Below are 20,688 nucleotides of genomic sequence, written 5' to 3' on the forward strand. Positions count from 1 at the left end.
GAAAGTTGCAATCAGGCCAAGAAGGGTCTTCGCCGGATCACGTCGCCCCGGCTTTCGGGGGCGAGGTGCGACAGCCGAGGGGAACATCTCGGCTGCCGCCTCTGGGGAACAACGACCGGCTCAGATGAGCAGGAAGTTGTCCTCCTCAAGGGTGATGTGACCGCTCAACTTGAGCTGGAAATCACCTTTGTCCGTCATGCCGGTGACGGTGGTGAAGGCATCACCGTCCTCGGCTCCGTGCGAGTAGGTCAACTCACCCGCACCGATGGTTGCATCACGACCCGCGAGGGTGAACGCATCGTGTCCCTCGGTGCTGCTGTCGGCGTCGATGTCCCGGAAGCACAGGACATCGCCCGCGCTGAACCCCAAGATCGTGGTGCCATTGGCACCCGATGCCGTCTCGAACACGAAGGTGTCGTTGCCATCGCCGCCGTCGAGGACGTTGACCGCCTCACTTGCGACGATCCGGTCGTCCCCGGACCCACCGATCACGTTCTCGATGCTCCAGATCGTGTCGGACTGGGTTGCGATGTTGACCGAGCCACGCTCCGTGCCGGCATTGCCCAGACGGATATCCAACGCTTCGGTCATTGCCGAAAGGTCGAGGGTATCGGACCCGGCCCCGCCATAGAAGATGTCGTTGTCGTCACCATCCATGCCGATGAACGTGTCATCGCCCGCACCGCCGTAGACCATATCAGACCCGGTGCCGCCAACGATCATGTCATCGCCATCGTCCCCGAAGATCCGATCATTGCCCGCATCGCCATAGAGCATGTCGTTGCCTGCGCCGCCGAGGATATCGTCGTTGCATGCACCGCCAATGACCATGTCGTCACCGGCACCAGCGACCAGGAAGTCGGATCCGGCCCCTCCGCGAATTAGGTCGTTGCCGTCGCCACCCAACAGAGTGTCCGCAGCAACGGTGCCAACCAGCATCTGGTCTTCGGGCGCCTCTTCCTGCTCTGCAGCTTCCTCCGTCACGGTCTCCTGTGTCTCGGTTTCCTCCGTCACGGTCTCCTGTGTCTCGGTTTCCTCCGTCACAGTCTCCTGTGTCTCGGTTTCCTCCGTCACAGTCTCCTGTGTCTCGGTTTCCTCCGTCACAGTCTCCTGTGTCTCGGTTTCCTCCGTCACAGTCTCCTGTGTCACAGTCTCCTGTGTCTCGGTTTCCTGCGGTGCCTGAACGTCGTCCTCCTCCGGTTCATGGCTGAACACGTCCAGTGGCACATCAGTCATCCCGGTGTTGCGGGCAACCACATCGCCGAACGTGACGTTGGAGATGAAATTGTTGTAGACGGGCAGATCACCAATTCGGTCGGTGTAGTAGAACCGGTCACCTTCCTGCAGGCGGTCGAGCTGTTCGTGGATCAGCACCCAGAAGGTATGACCAACGACACCATCCTCGATGTGGGGTTCGGCCAAACCACCAACCCACAAGTCCACACGGTCGATGCCCTGTACGATCATCGCGCCGTTTTCACCCTCGATCAGCGTGATGTCGGGGTTGACCTGCTGGAAGGCAGCAATCGCGTCACCTTCCAGAACCAGATCGGGATAGGCATCCTTGAACTTGGTGATCTCTGCGTCCGACAGGTTGTTCCGCGACTGGAAGTCATCCCACGAAGCATAGGGGTCCATGCTCATGTCCGAATGTTCGATCGCTTCCACCACATAGGGGTCCGTGGATGCCGCCAGATCAGCCTTGACCTGGTTGAGCGTTCCAAGGCCCAGATCGCGGCCACGGGCGGTGTTGAAGGCAAAGAGGTCGGCACTGACCCTGACAAGATTGTCGCGGACCGCATCCACCACTTGCAGATCGACCTCTTCCGAGGGCTGGGCAACCAGACCACCGAGGATGTTGTTCACACCGTATTCTGCGTAACCGTCTTGCGGCACGTAGCCCATTTGCGTCAGAGCAGCCAAGGCAGCCTCTCCGGACAACATCGGAGTTGAAGGGTCACGGTCATGGTCAACCAAGAACGCAGCCGGATCACTCGTCGGGTTCAGGAACAGGTCGACCAGCGGCACATGCACCATCTCGCCGTTTTTCTCAACCAGCATCGTTTCACCGATCTGCGAGTGGCCAAAGCGATAGGCCGCTGCGGCGAACTCTTGGCTGATGCGGGCATCAGCGTTCGGGTTGTATTTGTCGTGACCGTGACGGCCCGACCCCTGCAAGCCACCGATCAAGGCATCGGCAAAGTCGTTGAACACGACCTGCTGATATTCACCGATGTTCAGGATCCGCGCAGCTTGGAACAGCTGTTCGGGGGTGCCGTCAAATCCAGCCTGATCGATGTTTTCCACATGGTAATTGTGGTTACGTGCCCAAACCGTGTGCATCGAGGTTAGACCAACATTTTCGTTCGCGCGCCCATCGCCGCCCACAATGTGGTCGAGCAGGTTCATGAACGGGTTGGTGTCGATCAGAAGCGGCCAGCCCTCGCCCATGAAGTCCGTGGCGATATCCTTGACGAACCCGGCATCGTAGTTGCCATCCTCGTCTTTCAGCACGCGGCCGGTGTCTGCATCGCTGTAGTATTCCTGCAGCGTGACATCGCCCTTGTCGGTGCCCTTGAACACGGTGCCCGCTTCGATGTGGTGATCGAGCGTTTCACGCAATGTGGACATGAGCTTGAAGCCCGGTGCCGAAGGATCGTCGCCCCCCATCAAGATCTTCGAGCCGACACCGCCCTGCCCATCGCTTTCGCGCAGCAACTGACCGATCAGGCTGGACGACCCATAGACCTGGTTCTGATCCACCACCGGCGAGGTGATGTTTTCATGCAGCGGCGTGCCATCTTCATCATAGCCGATGACACTACCGCGGGTCAGGTCGGCCGGGTTATCGGTCATCGGGCTACGGTCCATGCCGGACCCACCGATTTCGATCGGCATCAGATCACCGTTCGGACCCGTTCCTTTCGGAATGAAGGTCAGGCCGTGGTCAAAGTACTGACCAAAGGACATCATGAACATGTTGGCCGAGGCCGCTTTGGCCGCATCAGGATCTTGCACGCCCAAGGTGTTCGAGATGTCCCGGGTATCAAGCCCGTCAAAGACCGGGTTGACGATGCCCGCACCGTCTTCGCCGATGCCGCCGTAGCGGGCTTCGGTGACACGCATGAAGGGCAAGGTCGCACCGCCCGAAATCTCCGGGTTTTGGAGATTGTTCGTCAGGCCCTCAAGATCCCGCACTTCTTGCAAAAGTTCCGCAGGCTCATCTTCAGCAGGCTCGCCCGGCTCGGGCGGCAAGATCGGGGCGACGTCGGAGGCACCGACCATGTATTTCAGGGCCGCAACATCATCCGCGGTCACAAGGGTTGCCCCCCGTGTCAGCAAACCGAACCCGAAGCCCTCCGGCACGCCGGTCTGTTCGTTGACCGTGGCGACACCGCGCAGAGCAGCTGCCATCGGCGTGCCCGAATGCACCAGGACCGGGAACTCATCCACGTCATCGACCGTGTAGGTCATCGTGAAGTTGTCCGAAGTCTCGGTCACCGTCAGACCATCCATCGTCCGCGTCAGCGTGGCCGGATCGACCGGGATCAAGAAGACGTCGCCTTCGGTCACGATACCCGCCACGTTCAGCGAGCGCGCCATGTTCTGGCCCGTGCCACCCGCATCGACGAACACGCGGTGCGTGGACAGACGCTGTGACACATCGACGTCCACGTCACCTTCGGTCGTGACCGAGATGGTGTTGAAGTTCAACGCGGTGTTGTTGAAGTCACCGACGACCTCGACGTTGTTGACACCACCGGCGGTGTTGATCTGGATCTCCTCGATGTTTTGCAACTGGCCGATCACCTGTTCACCGGCACCCACGTCACGGGTGATGACGATATCGGTGCCGGTTTCTACGGCTGCACCGGTCCAAAGATCTGCTGCATAGACGCGGAAGGTCTCGTCGGCACCGTCACCGTTGATGGTGTAGATGTCTTCACCCGCGCCACCGTCGACGATATCGCTGCCGCCGCCGACGCTCCAGGTCAGTTCGTCATCGCCATCGCCAGCCATCAGGATGTCGTCGCCTGCGCCGCCGGTGATGATGTCATCACCCGCACCGGCATCGACGACCAGACGCTGGCTGGACAGGAAGCCCGCGAAGTCGATGATTTCCTCACCTGCCGTGCCGTTCACGTAGATCGTGTCGGGCGCCAGTGACGTTTGGCTAAAGTCGCCGATCGCGCTGATTGTCTCGGTTCCTGTAACCCCGTTGAGCGTCACTTCCTCGATGCCACGGACTTCCATGATCGCTGTTTCGACGCCATCAACCGTCCGCGTGATGATGATCTCGGACAGCTGATCGAGCGGGGCAGCACCACCTGCATCAGTCCATGCCTCGACCGTGTACATCGTGATCGCCGTCTCGGTACCATCGGCGTTGATGGTCACCATGTCGATATCACCGACACTATCACCGTTTCCACCGCCGTTGACGATATCGTAACCGCCATTGGGAGCGTCCCAGATGATTTCGTCGTTGCCAGCTTCACCAAAGATGATGTCGTTGCCAGCAAGGCCATTGATCTGATCCGCGCCGGCAGCGCCGAAGATCACGTCCACACCCGGTGAACCTGTGATTTCATCATCCGCCGGGGTCCCCATGATGATACCGTTACCCGGAGGGTTGGTGCGAAGATCGACTTCCTGATCGGCGAAGCGAAGGATTTCGATATTCGTCAACCGGTCGGTTCCGTCGCCATCGATCGGATTGGGACGACCGTTGATCGGGTCGAGAGGCGTCGGCCCAGGCGTGACGGTAATATGGGTCACGGAGACGCTGCCGTCGGGGTTGGAGCGGATGCTGTAGTTGTCACGAACATCGTAATAAACCGCGACGTCGACATCATCCTCTTGCCCTTCTTGCAAGATTTCGCGCGTGATCTGCAGTTGGGTCGGAGCAATCGTTCCATCCAAGAGCTGTGGCAGGATTTCCTCGAGGCTGTTGATCGACTGGATTTCCAGATCGGGGTTGTTGGCATCACGCACCGAGATACGCACGTTAAGCATCAAGTCACCATCGATGACATCGTTGCCGCCGCGGCCCTGGATGACATCGCTGCCACCGCCGCCAAGCAAGATGTTGCCGCCGGTGAACATGTCCTCGGGGTTGACCCCCATCAGGTTGCCAAGGAATTCGCGCAGGCCATCGATACGGTCCACACCTTCCTGCGTCAGCTCGTTGGCGAAGAACGTGATCTCGTTGTCCAGCGGCGTATCAGCAATCGGTGCTGCATCGCCGATACGGTTGTCGCCCCAGATCAGGTCATCGTGATGCGTACCCGAGACGGCTTCAGCATCGATGTAGCGATCCTTGAAGAACTCCTCCTGCTCCGGCACGATGCGCTTGGTCAGATCAACCTCGGCCCCGGAATTGGCGTCCTTGTGGACGATCCAGTCAAAGCCGAGCTCAGCAAGGTTCACATGCGTGCCTTCGCCCTGGACGAGGATATCGTCCCCGCTCTCGCCATGAAGGTCGTTGTCGTTCGGACCGCCCCACAGGACATCGTGACCTTGGACGCGGGACGCGCCCATGTTGTCGTTGTTGTCACCGAACAGGAAATCGTAACCGTCGCCGCCTTCGATCCAGTCGTCGCCTTCACCGCCATCGACGATGTCGGAGCCAGCTCCACCGAGAACGAAGTCGTTGCCCATGCCGGCAAAAGTATGCTTCGCATCATCGGCACCCATCATGATGACATCGTCACCACGGCCCCCGAAGATAAGCTCGCCTGCGCCACCACCGGCAGAGATCACGTCGTTACCGTCTTCACCATGCAGGAAGCTGACATCATCGCCATCCTTGAGGATGTCGTCGCCATCTCCACCGCGGAAGGTGTTCACACCCGAGCTGCCGATTAGAAGGTCGTTGCCTTCACCGCCCCACAGCGCGTCGTCACCCAAACCGCCGACGAGAATGTCGCGCTGACCGGTACCGCCAAGGACTGCATGTTCTCCGCCGTTGAATTGCAGCTTGTTGTCATACTCCAGCTGTCCTTCCACCAACGGTGCATCCACGGTTGCGGTCGCACGCTCGACAAGGCTTGTGCCCATGGAAGTAAGGAATGGATCGACATCAGTCGAAACCGGATCCTCGATCGCCTGCACGGACTGGTCGACCTCGAGGATGTATTCCATGTTCGCGAAGATATCCGCCGGGATATGCGCGCCTCCATCCTTGATATCGGTGTTGCGCATGATCATGGAGGCGAAGGAATTGTTCTCCAGTTCGCCGATCATGTTCATGCCGTTCGTGCGGCTGAGATAGTAGAAACGGTCCGCGTTCTGCAGATTTTCCATCTGGTGCTGGAACACGAAACCGAAGGACGAACCCAGCATGCCGCCGAAGGGCATGATCGCCTCGGCAAGGCCGCCGATCCAGAATTCGACGTCGTTGATACCGGTCTCAGCAGTCGCCCAAGCACCGGTGCCGTTGACGAAGTCCAGCCGGTCGGCCGGAGCCCCCTCACCACCGAGGACGAGATCCATTGCTGCGGCGCGCTTGGCCTCGACAGTCGTGGCGCTGGTGATGGTATCATGGGCTCCATAGGCCGCGATGAAGTTCACCACCGAAGCCGGGTTCTTCAAGTTCGAGCCATAGTCCATCCAGCTTTCGTAGGGCTTGAGCGCATCGGAACCGGTTGCGGCAAAGAACTTCTCGCGGGCTTCGTTGAGCGACGGCACCCCTGTTTCCCGGCCACGCGCGATGTTCAGCGCGGCAAGGTCGAGCGGCAGACCGACGAGGTTGTCACGCAGAGCACTGGTGATGAACTCGTCGATATTCGCACCAGTCTGCCGCGACATGCCCCGTGCAACCGCGCCAGCGGCCTGATCCGAGGTCAAGTCGCCATCTTGGTCGAAGGCGACAGGGTTGAGGAAGGCTTCGATCAAACCAGTCGCGGTCATGTTGCCGTCCGCATCCATCGTCTGGACATCTTCGGTCAGCATCGAGTGGCCGAAGCGATACACGACATGGGCGAATTCAGCGAAAATTGCCCCATCGATTTCCAGCGAGGTGTTCACCATAAACGGAGCGATTTGCGGCATAACGCGCCGACCAAATTCTTCGAAGGCAAGGTGCTGGTACTGCATCTCGGTCGAAAATTTCGCTGCCTGGAACAAGCGTTCGCCGTTCCATGCCAGATCATCGATAGCGGTGATGCCAGCAAGACCCACTTCGTCGATCGGTTCGCGCAGCCATTCGTTCACAAAGGCCAGTTCTCCGCTGTCGATGATGGTTTGCTTCATCTCGGTGACTTGGCGGTTGTGTTCGGTGTGAAAGATGTGGTGCACGGCGGTCAGGCCGAAGTTTTCGTTCCCACGTCCGTCACCCGCGATGTAGTGCCGATCCAGCAGTTCATTGTCGTAGGTTTCGTTCATCCCAAAGTTGTTGGGGATGATCATGTTGCCGGTGTCGGTGTCCGCATCGGGTGCCACCTCAATCATCGGGGTGCCGGGGTTGCGGTCGTGGTCGATCATGCCCTTGGGCACGGCGTTATGGGCGATGTCTTCCAGGAAGGCATGGCCGTTGCGCACCGCTTGACTGGCGTCGACGGGGTTCTCCAGATCACCCTCGACAAGGATGAACTCGGGCTGTGCCGGGTCGGTTTCAAAGGCCGGGTTGGCCACGACAAGTTGCGGCATCCCGTTGGGACCGGGGATAAAATTGCCGTAGGGGTCGGTTGCCAGCAACGGGCCGTCCAGCACATCGCTGTCATTCAGCTGGATCCCCAGTAGATTGGCGGCCTGTGCCTTGACGTTGCCCCAGTTGGCCATGCCACCGCTGTCGCCATGCAGCAAGCTGCCGTTAGCAATCGGCATGCCATCCGTATCGAGCTCGTATTCGCGCAAGAACACCTGGTGGGAGGCATGCGAGGTGTAGGTCTGGTTCTGGTCGACCCAAGGCGTGGTCTTGTTCATGTGCTCACGCACGTCATCGTCGGTGCCAAGGATGCCGTCCGGGCCGGGCTGGTTAGTGGCGCGGGTCAGCACCATGAAGTTGGTGGGTGACCCTTCAACATAGAGCGGGTCATCAGGCATCAGCGGGATGTAGACCGTGCCGCTGCCACCCTTGCCGATCAGGTCGAGACCGTGATCGAAGAACTGGCCGAACAGAGTCATCCAGCCGTTGTAGGGTGCGGACAGACCTTCATCGGGAGCAACGTCGGAGATCACGATATTGTTGCCATCCAACTCTACGCCGTGGGTCGTCAGCAGCGTGTCGAGCGAGGTTTCCGCCTCCGTCAGCAGCAGTTCGGCGGCCGCAAAGGCTGCTTCGGCGGCACCGGGTGCGTCAACAGCAGCAAGAGCAGCCTCGGCCTGGTCGAGGGTCGCATCAAGCGTCGCTTTGTTGGCCTCTGCCGTGGACAGATCGGTCGCAGCGGTTGCCGCAGTCGTCATGGCCGCATCGAGCGCCATGGATGCGGTCGCGACCTGCGCCATAGCAACGCCGATTTCGACGCTGGCTGCCTGTGCAGCGGTCAACGTCTCTTCAGCGATGGTCACATCACCTTCGGCGGTCGTTACGTCGCCATCGGCTGTCGTCACGACACCGTTCAGGCGGGTAACTTCGTCATTGGCAGCGGTCAGCTGGGTGTTGAGCCCCGTCAGCTCGCCCTGCGCGGCCGTCACGGCGGCTGCGGCAGTATTTACCGTCGTGGTGGCAGTGGCGACAACGCCTTGCTGTTCCTGCACAGCATTCTCGGCCGCTACATAAGCCGCGTTGGTCGTCTGGGCCACGAGGAGCGCGCTATTCGCATTGGCGAGGGCAGTTTTAGCCGAAAACAACGTTTCGGAGTCGGTCGATTGCTCGGTCGTCAAGGTGTCGACCAGCGACTGTGCTTCATCCCGCTGCTCGGTCAGGGAGGTGACAAGCGCGGTCGCATCGTTCAGCGCAGTTTGCGCGAGGACGGCGTTGTCATCGGCCTCATTGTCGAGCTCGAGCGCCTGAGCAAGAGCGGCGGCAGCGCCATCAGCCTCCTCGCGTTCTGCTGACCAAGTGACCGCGGCTGCGTTCATTTGCGCAAAATTTGTTACCGGGCTTGCTAGAAAGGCGGAGAAGGCGCTCATGAACGCGACTTGCGCCTGAGCAGCCTCTGCCGATTCCGTATCGTTCAGCACCGTGGCCGCGTCGAGGGTGGCTTGCGAGTCGAGCGCCGCTTGCTGCGCGGTGGCCAGTTCACCCTGGCGCGTCACCACGGCTGCCTCGGCGGTCGACAACTGGGTGTTCAAGCTAGTCAATTCGCCCTGTGCCGTCAGGAGGCGGGCGTCGACGTCGGCAAGATTCAGTTCTGCATCGGCGACATTGCCGAGAGCGGTGTTGACGGCTTGCTGCGCGCCGGTCAGGCCAGTCGGCACTGGAGTGCCTTCCAGTGTAGTCTGAAGGCTGGAGAGTTCTGCCTGAGCAGTGCTAAGTGCAACATCGGCATCAGTCTTGGCGGACTCTAGCTGCTGAATTTCCAGAACCTTCGCGTCACGTGCAGACAAGGCGTTCGCCGCGTTGGTTTCGGCGGTGGCAAGAGCCGCACTCGCCTGGTCCAGCACCTCCTGCGCGCCGGCCAACGCAGCCTGCGCTAGTTGCATCGCGGCTTGCGCCGGGCCGACTTCGCCGGCGCTCTGGGCTGCGACCAGCGCTGCGGCAGCGGTATCGAGGTTGCCGTTTGCCAAGACAACATCCTGATCGGCCAGCGTCTTGGCCGTTGTCTTTGCCGCGACATCGTCTGCTGCTGCAGTCAGAGCACCTTGGGCGGCGTCCACCGCTGCGGTAAGCGCATCTCGCTGCAGCGAAATGGCCGCATCCACGTTGGTGGAAGCAGCCTGCGCGTCGAGAACGGCGCGATGTGCGGCAGAAATCTGGTTCGCGGTATCGAGCATGGCCTGACCGGTCAAACCGGCATGCTTGAGCGCGGATGCAATGGCTGCCGGGTTCGACAGCGTCTGATCGGCCACGAGGTTCGAGATGACACGCGGTTCGGCATCAAAAACCGAGCCCGAGGTCTGAAGGTATGACGTCGCACCAGCTTGCGGCGCACGCGGGTTGGGATCGGCCAAATGCGCCACGTCGGGCTGCGTCAGGTACGTGGAGTCCAGAAGCCGCGGCATGACTTGATCGGCGGAGCCGGAGGTCTCGCGGCCCGGCGTCAGGTTGTTCAAGGTGCCGTCGACTAGGCGCAGGCCAAGGGCTGCCAACGGATTGTCAATCAGATCGGTCAATGGCGTCCCTGCCGCATGCTGCTCCGCGATGCGAATCTGGTCGAGAATGTGCTTCAAGTCGTTTGTGTTTACGTAAACCATTGGAGTGTTCCCTTTACTTGCTTGAGTGAATCACGATGCCTCACCCACGTTTTCACCGTTCGTTATGAGGGCGACCGCCGCCCCAGTGATGCGCTCACAGTCGAACGAGCTTGAGCACCAAGGGGCCAGAAAAGTTCAGACTTTGGTCGGGGATCGCGCGTCAGGATCAAGCGGTGGGCCGCAAGCCGGGACACCAACAGACCCTCCGGTTCGGGAAACCGGGAAGTGCAGATGTGAGCCTCCCCTTCGAAATGATCCGCCCCAATAGTTAGGAAAGCGGCGGAAGAGAGATGGCCATCAAGAGACCAAAGACCGAAGAGATTGTCGTGAAGTTACGGCAGCTTGAAGTTCTGATGGGGCAAGGCGCGCCCCGGATTGACGCGATCTGACAGATCAGTGTGACTGAACAAACCTATTACCGTTGGAGGAAGAAGTATGGCGGAAAGGGCACAGAACAACTCGAGGAACTGAAGCGGCTACAGAAAGAGAAAGCGCGTCTGCGCCGCGCGGTTTCGGACCTAACGCCGGATAAATTGATCCTGAGGGAGGCCGCATCGGGAAACCTCTGAGCCCCTTGCGTCGGCGCGCCTGCATCGATCATGTGGTCTGCCAAGTGCGGTATCGGAGCGCCATTCCTGCCGCCGCACTATCGGGCAGCACCGGTCCACTCAGGGCAAGGTTCCCTGCGGCCGAAACGCCCAAACCACGGCTGGTCCTATGACTTCGTCCAGGACCGAACGCAAGAGGGGCGGGTATTTCGCTCGCTCAACATGATCGACGGGTTCACGAAATAGGCGCTGGTGATACGTATCAGACGAAAGCTAAACTCAACCGACGTCGTCGACGCTTTGACTGACTTGTTCATTCTACGCGGCCCGCCTGAGTTCATAAGGTTCGACAATGGCGCGAAATCTATTCCGAGAAAGATGCGCTCCTGGATCTGCGCGGTGGGAACCAAGACGGCCTTCATCGCACCAAGTTCACCTTGGGAAACGGCTACTGCGAGAGCTTCAACGCACGGTTCCAGGACGAACTTTAAAATGGTGAGGTCTTCTACAGCATGCGAGAGCCCCAGATCCTCAACAAAGAACGGCCTAGCTACCACAATACGGCCAGGCCGCACAGCGCATTGGGATACCCTCTACCAGCGCCCGGAAATGTAGTCCCGGTCGACCATCCAGTACCATTCAAACTGGGACACTTGATGGGGGCACTGCACGGAGGGGGGGCACACCATCAACAGAGCGAACAATATCTATAAATCCACACAAGCTCGTCATTATTGCAATTTTATGCAAACTGATCAAATTCGCGATTTGCTTATCAGCAACTGTGCTCCTTTTCTATTCTTTCCGGAGAGTAATCATTGCTGCAAGCCTCGCCAAGAAGATCTCACCAATTAAATATAAGAGCAACAGCTACAAGAACGCTTAATATAAGATTTGACGCCATGAAGGAAAGTAGTAGAGCCTTTGGGGAAAAGGAGAATTCTTCGTCTTTTCTACGAAAATTACTATCATTTGCGGCACGAAAATTGAGCGCGTCCCAATCGCATTCATGAGGGCTCATATTAATTGAGGACTTTTTTCGTTTCATCATTACCCTCTTGAACTTGGACAATGTAAGGTTCGACTCTGACAAAGATGGCACAATATATATCGGTTCATTGTTCCCCTCCGCGATCCTGTAAAGCCCAGCCCTTCGCTGCACAGGTTTCTCGTGGCACCCAACAGACCAAACAACATTTTATTAGAACGCGAGGTCGACATCGTGAAAGCGTTGTTCAAGATCATCGATCTTGTCATTACCACCACCAGACGCGGTGTTCGCCCCTGGCCTAAGTGTTATGTCGTCGCTTCCGGCGCCGCCGGAAATTGTGTCATTCCCATTTTGCCCCACAATGGTGTGGCCACCCCCGAGGACACTGATTGAATCACTGCTCCCAGCGCCCGTCAGCAAGTCATTCCCAGGCGTGCCGGTGATGTTTGCCATGTTCGAGAGCTCCTGCCGATAACGGCGTTGGGATTAACGATTTACCAACCCTCAGAATCCATGGTTTATTCCGCTGATGAAATGTATCCTTGGATATTTGTGCGTATCTTTGTGGGAGCGCGAACCGCTTGATCTACTTGGGATCGTCATACTTGCACGATCAAAATCGCACGATTGACGTGGCCCAAAATCTCTTCTTATTCGTTGTGCTGAAGGCCTTGGATGGGCGCGCAGCCATGTTTCCAGATCATCGAAGGTCGGTTTTGCCTGCGCTTGGCAGAGTTCGGCGCGTTGATCTGGTGGTTATCCATAGCCGAGGTGTTCTGTCGGCTCAGCGCCAAGCATGCGCTCCATCAATCGGACCTTCAGTTCCTTCATCAACCCTTTGTCGTCCAGTCAGCCCTCGGGTCGTTCAACCCTGCTCAGCAGCTCGTCCTGAAGTTCCTTGGAAATGGTCATTTGTATCATGCTCCTTAGTTTGGAAAGCATGGGCCAAATTATTCATACACAGAAGATCAGACACTCTCAGATGCTCCGCTGCAAACCTAACCGCAGTCGCCGCGCTCACCCCGAAAAGCCGCTCTGTAGACCGGCCAGAGTTTCCCTTGGTAACGTATGCGCAAATCCGTTCACGAAGATCCAACGAGTAAGGCTTGCCCATGATCCACCTCCCAAAAGAAGTGAGCCAATCAAACGGCCTCATGTGAATCACAAAGGGTTCCAAACCAAACGCAAACCGCTCTTAAGGTCAACTTGCGCAGCGGGACCTCACGGGATGGTACTCCGAATGTCGAGCTGTGCCCGAAGTATGCACTCTCGAGCCCGATGGGAGTTAAATTCAAGTGACGTCAGCAACGTGGAAAGAGCCTTCTCGGCGTTTACCTTTTCCAGATCTTCTGCATGACGCAGTTGTTGGCTCAATTCCAGCAGCCCCACCGATGCGGTGGACCCAATAGCCCGATGCAAGCAATCGCCGGCATCTGTACGTTGGAGCCTAATCGCGTCCAGCGCTGTATCGATATCGCGAAGCACCCCGCCCAGCAACCGGACTCCATGTTCAAGCCCAATCAGGTCGAATAGATCACTGAATGCATCCGGGAAAGCCTCGGGGGTCGTGTCAAACAAGGCATCATCGGGACGAGTGTCCGCCGTTTCGCACGGGAGAAACCGACTGAGTGTCTCTCTTAACTCATGCATCAAGACGGGCTTGTGCATGATTCCATCAAACAGTCCTTCCGGCATAACAGCGGCAGTAACAGTTGTGTCGGCGGTCAGAGCAAGGACCACGGCCGGTTTTGTTTCAGGCCGAGACGTCTCGTGTCGCCGGATTAACTGCGCGGCTTCTACCCCCGAAATGCCACCTGGCATGTTGAGATCCATAAACACGACGTCAAAGTTCTGCTGAACCATGCTTTCAGCCGCCGCTTCGCCATTATCACAGACTACCGCGTCACAGCCAAGTCGACGCAGCATCTGCGCAGCCACATCAAGATTGACGTGATTGTCATCGACAATTAAGCAACGCACGCCAGCGGAGAGACGTGGTACAGTGACATCATTCTGAATAAGCGGGGTTTGACTGTCTTCCAAAGCCTCAAGCGGAATTTCAAAGGAGAACTTGCTGCCCACGCCCAACTGGCTTTCAACGGTAATGGTCCCACCCATTTTTTGGACAGCGGTCTGCGCAATCGGCAAACCCAAGCCGGAACTGTTTAGCTGAGAACCAATCTGGCCTGCGTCGGAGGAAAAGAACAGATCGAACAGATGGGCTTGGTCTTCGGCGGAAATACCCCTGCCGTTATCCACTACACTCACGCAAAGCCGGGGCTTTGCCGCAACTTGCCAGTCAAAATTCACGTTGATTGTCACCAATCCATCCTGAGTGAACTTGATGGCATTGCCGATGAGGTTATACATGGCCCGCATGAACATTTGCGGGTGGCCCAGCCATTTGGTATCGTCGCTGAGACCTGTCACGTTCAGCGAAAGCTGGTTGAATCTTTCTTTGGCCAAGGGGCGCAGTTCTTCGATGATCTTCGAAACCATTCTGTGCGGGGCAAAGGGTGCCAATCGTTCCTGAACCTCACCGACCCGAGTCAGTTCCAGGACATCGTCCATCTGATGCAAGGTCTGCAGCCCGCAACTGCGCGCTGTCTTGATAAGATCCTGCGTTTGGCGGTCCACACTGTCAGTATCAATCAGCTCAAGCGAAGCCATCAGACCATGCAGCGGCGTGCGCATTTCGTGGCTCATTGTGGCTAGAAACATCGTCTTCGTAGCTGCATGGTGCCGAGCTTCGTCCCGGGCTTCTTGCAATTTTTGTTCAAAGGCAGATTGCTCTGAGATATCGCGTATAAAAGCGATAAGCATTGTATCGCCCTGCGCATCCGTTTCCGACCTTATGGACAGTTCAACTGGAAACTCTGTTCTGTCATGGCGCAGCGAAGTAGTCCGTTTTGTTCCCTTGTTTACGAAAGCGCCTTGCCCTGTCGCGCGATATCGTTCCATCCCTTGATAGTGCTGGGCCAAGCGATGAGGTGGTATCATCACATCTGCTATGTTGCGCCCCAGCGCATCGGCTTCTGTATAGCCAAAGGTCTGTTCAGCGGCCGAATTGAAAAGTTTGATTTCACCGTTGCTGTCGGCCACGACCACGGGGAGCATAGACGCGTCATAGATGAGCCGAATGTTGGCATTCTGGGCTTCGATTACGGCAACCTGGTGGGCCAATCCCCGTTGTATAATCACAGAGATCAAGATCGCGGCTACTACAACGATCAGCAACAAGAGGGAACGACCCAAAAATGTCCGTAAGTCTGATGCTTCTTGATATCGCGATGCAGTGGCCTCGGTTACAAAAAAATCTAGCGCACCCAGAACGAGCGAGCGCACCGGAGCGTCCATTGCCGTGGCTGCATCCTCAATCGCTAGCAGCTGCGCTGGATCGTACATATCTGATCCGTCAAACATATCCGCTAACTGATCGCGATATTGGATCAATGCGCGCAGTTCGGCACGGACGTTCTCCGGCACCTCTGGCCGGTCCAAAACTACGTTTAGGACCCTCAGGCGGCTATAAAATATGTCAAACTCAACCACGAGCTGGGCGATCAGCAGTTCAAGCGCTTCGTTCGGCACTTCACGATCTTCAGCCGTCGCATGCAAAGTCCTGAGATTTGCGAGCGCTAGCAGGAGCTCAGTGTGATCCACTTCGGCCTGAGCGACGGTCCAGACCCGGCTGTCTGACGTAGCGGCCCGGGAATTTTCCAAGGCCACGCGATATTCGGACGCATCGTAGATCAATACAAGAACAGAAGCCGTCAGAAGAGCCAGCAGCAAAGATGTGCCCAGCCGATTGGCAATGTTTCTGAGAAATTGCACGTGTAGGCGCCGCGATTTCACGGTCTACGCACTCAATACAGTGATCTGGCTTAGTTGCCAGACACTCGCTGCGAAGGTTTGTTCGGTTCTAAATTCGACTGCTCTATCGTAGGGGTAAACAACCCAGAACGGCCCCTTATCTCTACGACTGAACGGCTCACCATTGATGCGATTTGCAACGATTGGTGCCTCTGGTGTGACCAAGTCGCGACTGAGATCGACACTGTAATCGTTGATCGCGGTCAGCCGTAGATCGCCCGACCCGGCGCCATAGAAGTCAAGCAGATCCGACAGCAACGGTCCGGAAAAGCGAAGTGAACCGGTTGTCCATTGCGTGGTCGTCTCGAATTCCATCTGCGGTAACGCTGACAGATCACTGTCGTCCAGGTTGACGAAGGGGCCAGTACTCCAATCGCCATCCAGCAACAGTTGGTTCTCGTTCGCGGAGGCCACGCGGGCGAAACCAAGGGCAGATACTGTGGCAGCCATTATAAATTCACGTTTGTTCATTGGACACTCTCTGTTAACGCGGTTCTGCATAAGTACTACCCCAGTGCATCATAAGGCGCTATTGTATCTTTAGATACAAAACTGCGCTCTAAGCGCGCTTGAGCCGACCAAAGGGAGAGGGTTATTAATCATCTAATTGACGACAAGATCATCTGAAGTTTGGCGGGTAAGTCTAAATGAAGTGGAGTGGTTCACTGGGTCGGTTTCCAATAAGATCAGGACAACTCGATCCGCGTTCGGATGCGGGCCTCGCAGAGGCCTTTGACGATGACTTGCAGACAAGTATCCTTCTTGCGGATGACCATCTGTTACTGGCCGAAGCAGTCGCGGCAGCATTGTCCTCCAAGCCCCGCGAGTTCAGGACACGCATTTCTGCCACCTTGGATGAGGCTCTCGCCGAACTCGGCGCAGGGCATTCTTTTGACTTGGTCCTTCTCGACGTCAAGATGCCGGGTATGCTCGGGTTGAAGAGTGTCGAGCGTGTCATCGCTGCTGCAGAGCCAGCTCAGGTTGTCTTGATATCTGGACAGGTCGATCGCGCATTCGTTCAGTCGGCAGTAGAGAAGGGCGCCCGCGGCCTGATCCCCAAAACGCTACCGCTGAGATCACTTGCGAGCGCTATCGACCTTGTCTTGTCTGGTCAGATTTTTCTGCCCGCAACTGCATACGGCGAACCTTGGAACTCGGCTGATGCCAGCTCCGCAGGCCTAAGCGACAGAGAACTCAACATTGTCAGGCTTTTGGCCATCGGAAGTACGAACAAGGAAATCGCCAACGAGTTTGCCGACACGGAAACCACGGTGAAAATGCAAATGCGTGCCATTTGCCGCAAGCTCAACGCGCGCAATCGCGCCCACGTCGTGTTGATCGCCAAGGAGAACAACCTGATCTAAGGCGACAGGCTTCCGAGCGATGGTAAGCGTCCGGCCTGGTTGGTCTGATGCGCCAAAGTGTGTGTTGAAAGTGTCCTCAAACGATAGTGGGCGTTTTAAGGACGGATATGGCGGGTAGGAGAGGTCAGAAGAACCTCTCTGGCTATAGGTTAGCGAATTGGTTTCGGGCAGCAACCCACTCTCTGACGGCTCTGCCTGTCGTCTCAAAGCTGCGGATCGCCAGATAGATCAGCTTGGTTGCTGCGTCATCGGTTGGAAAACTGCCGCGCGTTTTGGTGGTTTTGCGGACCAGGCAGTTTAAACTCTCAATGGTATTTGTTGTGTAGATAATTTTGCGCACCGCTGGTGGGAATGCGAAGAACGGGATGAACTCCTGCCACGCACGCTGCCAGCTTGGGGCAATTGACGGATATTTTTGGCCCCACTGGGCCTTAAAATCCGCGAGCGCTCTCTCGGCTTCTTTGTCATCTGTGGGGCATTGTTTCAGCACTCGGTTTGTGGCGGATTCGCGTCGCGAATCCATGGCGCTAGACGTGCTGCGTGAGCAAACCATTTCCCGCCCGCTATCGCACAACGAACCGGTCCAGCTACAACGCATCGCCGCGGAAGCGGGGGGCTTTACTGATCTGGGTAGACAAGGACATGACCTGGCTTGCGCCGCGTGAAGGGCAGCCGGGACGGCCAACGGTGTTTTCCGATGCGGCCGTATAATTCTGCCTGTCGATCAAGGTTCTCTTCAAGCTCCCTCTGCGCAGACCGCGGGGATCGTGGCGAGCCTGCTGAAGCTGGCGGGGTTGGACTGGCCCGTGCCGGATTTCTCGACGCTGTTCCGGAGGGAGAAGACCCTGACCGTTCAGATGCCCTATCGCCGTTCGGACGGTCCGCTGAACATTCTCGTCGACAGCACCGGGATCAAGTTCCTGGGTGATGGCGACTGGCAGGCCCGCAAGCACGGGGTGCAAGCCCGGTGCCAATGGCGCAACGTCCATCTGGCCGTGGACCCGGCCACATCCGACATCTGCGCCGTGGAATTCGCCCCCAGCCGCGACGGCGACAGCCCCGTGCTGCCCGACCTGCTCGGCCAGATTCCCTGGGACGAGCAGATCGGCGCGGTCACCGCCGACGGCGCCTATGACACGCGCCGCTGCCAAAAGGCCATCATCGAGCGCGACGCAGTTCCGATCATCCCGATCCGAAAGAATGGGCGAGCGTGGAAAGAAGACTGCCCTGCGGCGCGCGCCAGAAACGAGACGCTGCGCGCCAAACGGCCTTATGGCCGAGCGCTTTGGAAGCGCAGGAGCGGATACCACGCCCGCAGTCGGATCGAGGTGAGGATGCGCTGCCTCAAGGCCTTCGGAGAGCGCATCATGGCGAGAGGCCCAGACCGCCGAAATCCAAATCCGTATCGCACTCATGAACCGCTTCAACGCCCTAGGCACCGCAGATATCGTCCGAATGGCTTGACGTCAGTGTGGTAAGGAGAACTCACGCCTCAGACGACGGTAGTGCAAAAACGCCCATCGGAGTTCTCATTATCACGAAACGCGGAAAGGACCGCATTTACTCGTACTGCTGCTGGACCGACCGTCATGCTATTTTACCGTAGCGGGGAATTACGGGCAGAAACGTACGGCCACAGTGGTCGAGCGTCGAGCTGGCACAAGATGTAGATTTCCAACCTATCTCATACCGACGGCGCCTATCAGCTTAGTTTGACGAACTCGCATCTGCAATTTGCGACTGTAGCTTAGTTCCTGCTTGGCTGGCCACACTGCAGCGACGGGGCCTTTCGATCAATGTCTGCAAGGGGCCGATAGTATCCCCCCCTCCAACCTATCGGGTAGTGCGCAGGTGGATTTAAAGGGGATTGTGGCGAATGGTGCCCTCTGGCGCGATCCTCGGTGCCAGCCTCTTCTAGCGAGCCGTCATTTCGCGCGTAAGGCGCGTCGAGTAAGGCGAGGGCAGGTGCGGGCTTTTTCGACCTGACACCCGAGTCTCACGACTGTCCGAGCGTTGCAGTCAAATCACAGTCGTTGAATCCGTTCGCGTGTTTCCATACTGCGTCCATGGGATTTAGAAACGCAAAGGGCCTCCCTTGCGGCAGGCCTCGAAAGATCTGATTTATAAGAAAAGTATTGGTTGCGGGAGTAGGATTTGAACCTACGACCTTCAGGTTATGAGCCTGACGAGCTACCGGGCTGCTCCATCCCGCGACAATATTAGCCTCAAGGCCAATTTGGTCTGATTGAGGCTTGGTAATCGTTAGAGAGATATGTTTGTTTCTTACTAGGTTTGGCGGTGACCTACTCTCCCACGCCTTAAGACGCAGTACCATCGGCGCAACGGCACTTAACGGCCGGGTTCGGAATGGAGCCGGGTGTTTTGCTCGCGCTATGACCACCAAACCAAGAAAGAAACAAACTATCAGCCAAGATGCACGATGTGCATCAATACTATCCATGACTTTAACACTGTATGGTGTTGGTGATGCTTCATGGTCCATGAAGTTCAAGTACCGCCGCTCCTCTTTCGAGGCGCACGACAATTCCTGTCTTTCACTGGATCAAATCAAGCCTATCGAACAATTAGTACCAGTCAACTGAGCGTGTTACCACGCTTACATCTCTGGCCTATCGACGAGGTGGTCTACCTCGGTTCTCAGGGATATCTTGTTTTGAAGGGGGCTTCCCGCTTAGATGCCTTCAGCGGTTATCCTTTCCGATCATAGCTACCCAGCACTGCTCCTGGCGGAACAACTGGTACACCAGTGGATCGTTCACCCCGGTCCTCTCGTACTAGGGGCAACTCTTCTCAAATATCCTACACCCACGGCAGATAGGGACCGAACTGTCTCACGACGTTCTAAACCCAGCTCACGTACCTCTTTAAACGGCGAACAGCCGTACCCTTGGGACCTGCTCCAGCCCCAGGATGAGATGAGCCGACATCGAGGTGCCAAACGGTGCCGTCGATATGGACTCTTGGGCACCATCAGCCTGTTATCCCCGGCGTACCTTTTATCCGTTGAGCGATGGCCCTTCCACTCGGGACCACCGGATCACTATGGCCGTCTTTCGACTCTGCTCGACTTGTCAGTCTCGCAGTCAGGCTGGCTTCTGCCATTGCACTCAACGAGCGATTTCCGACCGCTCTGAGCCAACCTTCGCGCGCCTCCGTTACTCTTTAGGAGGCGACCGCCCCAGTCAAACTACCCGCCACAGAGGGTCCCGGATCCGGATAACGGACCGCGGTTAGATAACAAGAATGCGAAGGGTGGTATCTCAAGGATGGCTCCACAGAAACTAGCGTTCCTGCTTCAAAGCCTACCACCTATCCTGCACATCCCAGTCCTGTTACCAGTCTGAAGCTGTAGTAAAGGTGCACGGGGTCTTTCCGTCTAACCGCGGGAAGCCTGCATCTTGACAGGCAATTCAATTTCGCTGAGTCTATGTTGGAGACAGCGGGGAAGTCGTTACGCCATTCGTGCAGGTCGGAACTTACCCGACAAGGAATTTCGCTACCTTAGGACCGTTATAGTTACGGCCGCCGTTTACCTGGGCTTCAATTCGGAGCTTGCACTCCTCCTTTTAACCTTCAGGCACCGGGCAGGCGT

5 protein-coding genes, 1 tRNA gene, 2 rRNA genes and 4 pseudogenes (1 of these 12 running past the window's edge) are annotated in these 20,688 nt (G+C 57.3%); 3 read left to right on the plus strand and 9 right to left on the minus strand.

What is annotated here, in order from left to right; all coding sequences use genetic code 11:
- Positions 1-120: 120 nt before the first annotated feature.
- Positions 121-10,299 (minus strand): peroxidase family protein, encoded by a 10,179-nt coding sequence (locus KUL25_RS14125; protein ID WP_257893524.1) that lies wholly within the window; start codon positions 10,297-10,299, stop codon positions 121-123.
- 290 nt (positions 10,300-10,589) lie between these two features.
- Here KUL25_RS14125 and KUL25_RS21930 point away from each other — a divergent pair.
- Positions 10,590-11,560: pseudogene (locus tag KUL25_RS21930) on the plus strand (integrase core domain-containing protein).
- 488 nt (positions 11,561-12,048) lie between these two features.
- On the opposite strand, the gene KUL25_RS14140 reads toward KUL25_RS21930, so the two are convergent.
- From KUL25_RS14140 to KUL25_RS14150, 4 genes and pseudogenes are all read right to left on the minus strand, one after another.
- Complete coding sequence (locus KUL25_RS14140; RefSeq protein WP_257893525.1) at positions 12,049-12,291, minus strand: calcium-binding protein; 243 nt, start codon at positions 12,289-12,291, stop codon at positions 12,049-12,051.
- Positions 12,292-12,600: 309 nt separating this feature from the next.
- A pseudogene (locus tag KUL25_RS21935) lies at positions 12,601-12,750 on the minus strand (IS256 family transposase); the annotation flags it as partial.
- Between the two features lie 309 nt (positions 12,751-13,059).
- Entirely contained in the window at positions 13,060-15,672 is a 2,613-nt protein-coding gene (locus tag KUL25_RS14145; RefSeq protein ID WP_257893526.1) for a hybrid sensor histidine kinase/response regulator, read from the minus strand.
- 24 nt (positions 15,673-15,696) lie between these two features.
- Positions 15,697-16,182, minus strand: coding sequence for a putative pterin-binding protein (locus KUL25_RS14150; protein ID WP_257893527.1), 486 nt, complete (start codon positions 16,180-16,182; stop codon positions 15,697-15,699).
- Positions 16,183-16,358: 176 nt separating this feature from the next.
- On the opposite strand from KUL25_RS14150, the gene KUL25_RS14155 reads away from it, so the two are divergent.
- Positions 16,359-17,075: a response regulator gene (locus KUL25_RS14155; protein ID WP_257893528.1), complete on the plus strand. Its 717-nt coding sequence runs from the start codon at positions 16,359-16,361 to the stop codon at positions 17,073-17,075.
- A gap of 142 nt (positions 17,076-17,217) precedes the next feature.
- On the opposite strand, the pseudogene KUL25_RS14160 reads toward KUL25_RS14155, so the two are convergent.
- Positions 17,218-17,532, minus strand: a pseudogene (locus KUL25_RS14160) (transposase); the annotation flags it as partial.
- 83 nt (positions 17,533-17,615) lie between these two features.
- Here KUL25_RS14160 and KUL25_RS14165 point away from each other — a divergent pair.
- Positions 17,616-18,539, plus strand: a pseudogene (locus KUL25_RS14165) (IS5 family transposase).
- Between the two features lie 672 nt (positions 18,540-19,211).
- On the opposite strand, the gene KUL25_RS14170 reads toward KUL25_RS14165, so the two are convergent.
- The 3 genes from KUL25_RS14170 to KUL25_RS14180 form a co-directional block, all read right to left on the minus strand.
- A tRNA-Met gene (locus KUL25_RS14170) sits at positions 19,212-19,288 on the minus strand.
- A 77-nt stretch (positions 19,289-19,365) separates the two neighbouring features.
- Positions 19,366-19,480 (minus strand): 5S ribosomal RNA (gene rrf, locus KUL25_RS14175).
- Positions 19,481-19,639: 159 nt separating this feature from the next.
- Positions 19,640-20,688: ribosomal RNA gene (locus tag KUL25_RS14180) — 23S ribosomal RNA — on the minus strand (it continues 1,780 nt past the right edge of the window).

This window comes from Gymnodinialimonas phycosphaerae (assembly GCF_019195455.1).
GTDB lineage: Bacteria > Pseudomonadota > Alphaproteobacteria > Rhodobacterales > Rhodobacteraceae > Gymnodinialimonas > Gymnodinialimonas phycosphaerae.

Excerpts from the sequence above, each read along its gene's own strand:
- KUL25_RS14125 (WP_257893524.1), bottom strand. The coding sequence starts at position 10,299 with ATGGTTTACGTAAACACAAACGACTTGAAGCACATTCTCGACCAGATT.
- KUL25_RS14140 (WP_257893525.1), bottom strand. The coding sequence starts at position 12,291 with ATGGCAAACATCACCGGCACGCCTGGGAATGACTTGCTGACGGGCGCT.
- KUL25_RS14150 (WP_257893527.1), bottom strand. The coding sequence starts at position 16,182 with ATGAACAAACGTGAATTTATAATGGCTGCCACAGTATCTGCCCTTGGT.
- KUL25_RS14155 (WP_257893528.1), top strand. The coding sequence starts at position 16,359 with ATGAAGTGGAGTGGTTCACTGGGTCGGTTTCCAATAAGATCAGGACAA.